The organism is Occallatibacter sp. (assembly GCF_049582745.1).
In the GTDB taxonomy this organism is placed as follows: domain Bacteria; phylum Acidobacteriota; class Terriglobia; order Terriglobales; family Acidobacteriaceae; genus Telmatobacter.
The window spans coordinates 1-4,047 of record NZ_JBAUUO010000046.1 but is presented as its reverse complement, the minus strand read 5'-3'; the positions used below and the strand labels follow the sequence as shown (position 1 = coordinate 4,047).

Below are 4,047 nucleotides of genomic sequence, written 5' to 3'. Positions count from 1 at the left end.
GGCCGAGCGTTAACCGTACTTGAGGTCGGTGCTCTGTCCGACTTCGATGATGTAACCGTCAGGATCGCGGATGTAGCAGCGTATCTCGCCGTACTTGGGAATCGGCTCCGTGATGAACTCGGCCCCTCGACTCTTCCACAGTTCATAGCACGCCTGAATATCCGCAACGCGGAAATTCATAAAGCTGTTGATGTGATCAGGGTCGGGGACGCTGAGCGTTACCGTCGGCTTATCCGGGGTCGGCCCGCCTCCAACGTTCAGAATCATCCAGATATTCGCAAGCTGAAGGTACGCAGGCGCATTGCCGTCACCCAGGCTAAGAATGCGAGCGCCGAAGACCTTTTCGTAGTAGCGAGCCGATCGCTCAATGTCGGCGACGGTGAGAAAATGCGCGATGCTGATCCCCTCTCGCGGGGGCATCTCATAGCTCTTCTGTTCGACTTGTACGCTGCTCATTGACGACCTCTCAACTTTGATTTACGGCGCAAGCATAAAGTGGCTGGGATAATACAACAGAAGCTCAGTCGTCTCTGCAAGGTCCTGATTAACGCGGTAACCGGACAAGTGGGTCCCGGTACCCAAGTTACCGGTTATCCGACTAATCAGGAGTTAGCCACGGTGCCTTGTCTTTAAACCACTTCCGCATTTGCTGTTATGCGTCCAATGAGCTGAAGATACACCACGTGCGGTGCTATTTTTCGAATCAGAAAATTCTTGACATACGAACCTCTTACTAGTAAATTCTTCGTACTATGACAGACAAACCGCGCAGGCCAACCGACGCCGAACTTGAGATTTTGACCGTATTGTGGAGCATCGGACCAGCAACCGTGCGCGAGGTTTACGAAGTCATCCGTCGGCGGCGTCCGGCGCAATACAGCACCGTTCTCAAATTCATGCAGATTATGGCCGAAAAGGGGCTGGTGCACAGGGATGAGAAGGAGCGCGCGCACGTCTACGAACCGGCAAAGACTCGCGAGTGGACGCAGCGCCAGCTTGCCGGAGATTTGTTGGAGCGCGCGTTCAGCGGATCGGCCAAGGCGCTCCTGGTAGGTGCGCTTTCGGCTCGAAAGGCTACGAAAGAGGAACTTGCGGAAATGCGTAAACTGCTGGAGGAACACCGCAGGGAGGAAAAATGAGGCAACTTGAATCTTTCACAGGAACTCCGCTAGCGGGCGCGATTGGTTGGGCACTGCTTCATTCGCTGTGGCAGGGTGCGATCGTTGCTGGTGTCCTCGCGGCAGCGATGGTGGCGGTGCGGTCACCCCGCGTCCGTTATTTCGCGGCATGTGCGGCGATGCTTATGATGGTTGGAGGATTCAGCTTTGCGTTGTTTCACATCCTGCCGAAAGTAATGGGCGGCTTCGGGATTTCGGGACCCCGTACACTGCCCGCCTGGCATGACTTGGCTGAGAGCGGTGTTTCCCACGCAGGGAGGCCGAACTTTGCTGCATTTGTTCCCTGGTTGGCGGTTTTCTGGATTACGGGAGTTTGTGTCATCTACCTTCGGCGATTGGCCGGTGCCATTTCGGTGCGTCGACTCCGCCGTCGCGGCGTGTGTTCCGCGCCCATGCACTGGCAGAAGGAACTCGCTCACTTAAGTGCGAAGTTGCGTGTTTCGCGACCGATCCTACTTATGGAATCGTGTCTGGCGGAGGTGCCGCTGGTTCTCGGCCACTTGCGGCCGATGATCCTGATGCCGATTGGACTGCTCGCGGGGCTGCCTCCAACGCAGATTGAGGCTATCCTGCTTCACGAGTTGGCTCACATCCGCCGCTGCGATTACTTAGTTAATCTGCTGCAGCGGCTGGTCGAAGGACTGCTCTTTTATCATCCGGCGATCTGGTGGATCTCCCGAGTCATGCGCGCGGAACGCGAAAACTGCTGTGATGATATCGCTGTGTCCATCAGCCGCGACACTCAGGAATACGCGCTCGCTCTTGCCGCGCTGGAGCAGAACCGTCTCAGGGCCTACGAAACAGCCATTGCTGCGACGGGAAGTAGTCTTATGAAACGCGTTCGCCGCTTGCTCCACCCCGAGCAGGGAAATGGCGCCTGGGCGCCGTTCCTCGCCGGAGCGATTCTTGTCGCAATCGGCGCTGTGTCTCTGGCCGCATCGCAGCCGAAGGTGCCTCAACAAAATTCGGTGGCGGTCGAGCCGCAAGTGGTATCGCCGCCTCTCCCGCAGCAACCAAAACCGCCTCGAGGCGGGCCCCCCGATTCGCGGAAAGCCTCTCTGGATCCGGCCGGCGCTCAAAAGCATCGCGACTCCGAAAAAGAGGAAGTGCGAACGTTTTATCTGCCGGCCACCACCACGCACGAGGGGTTGACCGAGCTGACTACTGCGCTGCGCCAGATTCTCGAGTTGCAGAACATACAACAGTTGAACACGCGAAACGTTATCATCATCCGCGACACTCCCGACAAGCTTGCGCTCGCCGATCAGATCATCCGAGACGTGGAAAAGGCGAAGGAGCTTGCAGGTGACCGAGATTCTAATCCCTCACGCTAAGTCCTGATTAACGCAGTAACCGGACAAGTACCCCAAGGCTGTTCCTGAACACGTCGGGCCATACGCCTTCTTAACCGCCAAAGCGCAGCTAGACGAAACCTTCCGACGAGTCAACGTGGGTCCCGACCACGACTTTCCAAGCGGTGGTATAGTGACCGTCGAGGATTACCGATGGCGAACAACATTCCGGAAGACCTCCAGGAAAAGGCCGCGATCATGCAAGAGTTCGGTCGGCTTCGTGCCGCCGGACAACCAGTTCCCGCCGAGTTGCAGGCGAAGCACGTGAACGCCACCAACGATCGCTACGCCACAGGCCCGGAGGCTGGAGAGCGCATACCAGATTTCTCCCTTCCTGACCAAGAGGGCGTGCTGCGCTCTGTCGCGAATCTCTCCGGTCCCAACGGCTTGCTTCTTGTTTTCTATCGAAGCGCCGATTGGTGACAGTATTGCCGATCCCAACTGGTCGAGTTGGAGCAATCGCGCCCGATGCTCGAAGGGAAAGGTCTCCGCATCGCCGCGGTTAGCTACGACTCCCGCGAAACCCTCCAGCATTTTGCAGAGAAATATCGGATCCAGATCCCGCTGCTGTCCGATCGGGATAGCGCGGTGATACGGGGCTTTGGAATCTTGAACACCAACATTGCTCCCGGACTGCGGGCACATGGCGTTCCGCATCCCGTCGAGTATCTTATCGCCCCGGACGGGCTGGTCATCCGCAAGTATTTCGTGCCGAATTACCAGCATCGGGTAACAGCGTCGTCTGTGGCGTTTCGCGAATTCGGCGTCGTAAGTGAGGAGGCCCCGACTGTCACTCTACGAAGCGGCGCGCTTACCATTGTCCTAGGACTTTCTACTGCAAGAGCCTTCGCGGGCCAGGAGATCAGCTTCTTCGCCAAGTTCGCGCTCGAGCCCGGATGGCACGTGTACGGTGCTCCGCTGCCAGCGGGTTACACGATGACGTCGGTAATTTTCGACGGTCCAAACATTGTCCGTCAGTCCTTCGAGCTTCCGGCAGCCGGGCCAATGCGGGTGAACTTCCTTCGGGACACGGTTCCCGTGTACAGCTGCTCATTCCAAGGGTTAGGTTCGCTTCTGATGAAGTTTCCTCTTGATGCCGGGAAGATCATACTGTCCGGTCGGGTGAGTTTTCAGCAATGCAGCGACACTGCCTGTGAGCCGCCAGAAGCAGTTGCATTCGAGTTGCCGCTGATTCTAGAACCGTTCATGGTTGCAATACGGAGCAAATAATCACATTTCATGTGCTGACGAGCTTGAGTTCGTACATGAACGCCAGCGTAACTCCTGATTAACGCTCTTACCGGAAAAGTGGGTTCTGGTACCCAAGTTACCGGTTATCCGACTTATCGGGCATTGACCCTTCTCGGGTAGAATGCGGGCATCCATTTCCGTCGAATCTGGGGAGCTGGCAAAGTGCAAGACGCATTCCGAGTATGTGCGGTCGTTATCTGGTTTGTAGCCGCCGCATTTGGCGCCTTATCTCAGGAAAGGCGGACGACTCCAGCCATCGAATTGCT

5 protein-coding genes and 1 pseudogene are annotated in these 4,047 nt (G+C 56.9%); 5 read left to right on the top strand and 1 reads right to left on the bottom strand.

Features of this window, described 5'->3' with window-relative positions; translation table 11 throughout:
- Positions 1–9 precede the first annotated feature (9 nt).
- The gene (locus WCA10_RS06370) at positions 10–456 is read right to left on the bottom strand and encodes a VOC family protein (RefSeq protein ID WP_472821667.1); all 447 of its coding nucleotides are present in this window, start codon (positions 454–456) and stop codon (positions 10–12) included.
- A 296-nt stretch (positions 457–752) separates the two neighbouring features.
- Here WCA10_RS06370 and WCA10_RS06365 point away from each other — a divergent pair, with 296 nt between their 5' ends.
- The 5 genes and pseudogenes from WCA10_RS06365 (at position 753) to WCA10_RS06345 (ending at position 3,760) form a co-directional block, all read left to right on the top strand.
- Positions 753–1,139: a BlaI/MecI/CopY family transcriptional regulator gene (locus tag WCA10_RS06365; RefSeq protein WP_472821666.1), complete on the top strand. Its 387-nt coding sequence runs from the start codon at positions 753–755 to the stop codon at positions 1,137–1,139.
- Entirely contained in the window at positions 1,136–2,512 is a 1,377-nt protein-coding gene (locus WCA10_RS06360; protein WP_472821665.1) for a M56 family metallopeptidase, read from the top strand. Before WCA10_RS06365 ends, WCA10_RS06360 begins: the two co-directional genes overlap by 4 nt.
- Before the next feature lie 171 nt (positions 2,513–2,683).
- On the top strand, positions 2,684–2,953 hold the full coding sequence (locus WCA10_RS06355; protein WP_472821664.1) for a hypothetical protein: 270 nt from the start codon (positions 2,684–2,686) through the stop codon (positions 2,951–2,953).
- Positions 2,954–2,968: 15 nt separating this feature from the next.
- Positions 2,969–3,214, top strand: a pseudogene (locus tag WCA10_RS06350) (redoxin domain-containing protein); the annotation flags it as partial.
- A gap of 24 nt (positions 3,215–3,238) precedes the next feature.
- Positions 3,239–3,760, top strand: a complete 522-nt coding sequence (locus tag WCA10_RS06345; RefSeq protein WP_472821668.1) for a protein-disulfide reductase DsbD domain-containing protein — start codon at positions 3,239–3,241, stop codon at positions 3,758–3,760.
- Positions 3,761–4,047: the final 287 nt, after the last annotated feature.

Coding starts and splice junctions, on each gene's coding strand:
- WCA10_RS06370 (WP_472821667.1), bottom strand. CDS start 456: ATGAGCAGCGTACAAGTCGAACAGAAGAGCTATGAGATGCCCCCGCGA.
- WCA10_RS06365 (WP_472821666.1), top strand. CDS start 753: ATGACAGACAAACCGCGCAGGCCAACCGACGCCGAACTTGAGATTTTG.
- WCA10_RS06360 (WP_472821665.1), top strand. CDS start 1,136: ATGAGGCAACTTGAATCTTTCACAGGAACTCCGCTAGCGGGCGCGATT.
- WCA10_RS06355 (WP_472821664.1), top strand. CDS start 2,684: ATGGCGAACAACATTCCGGAAGACCTCCAGGAAAAGGCCGCGATCATG.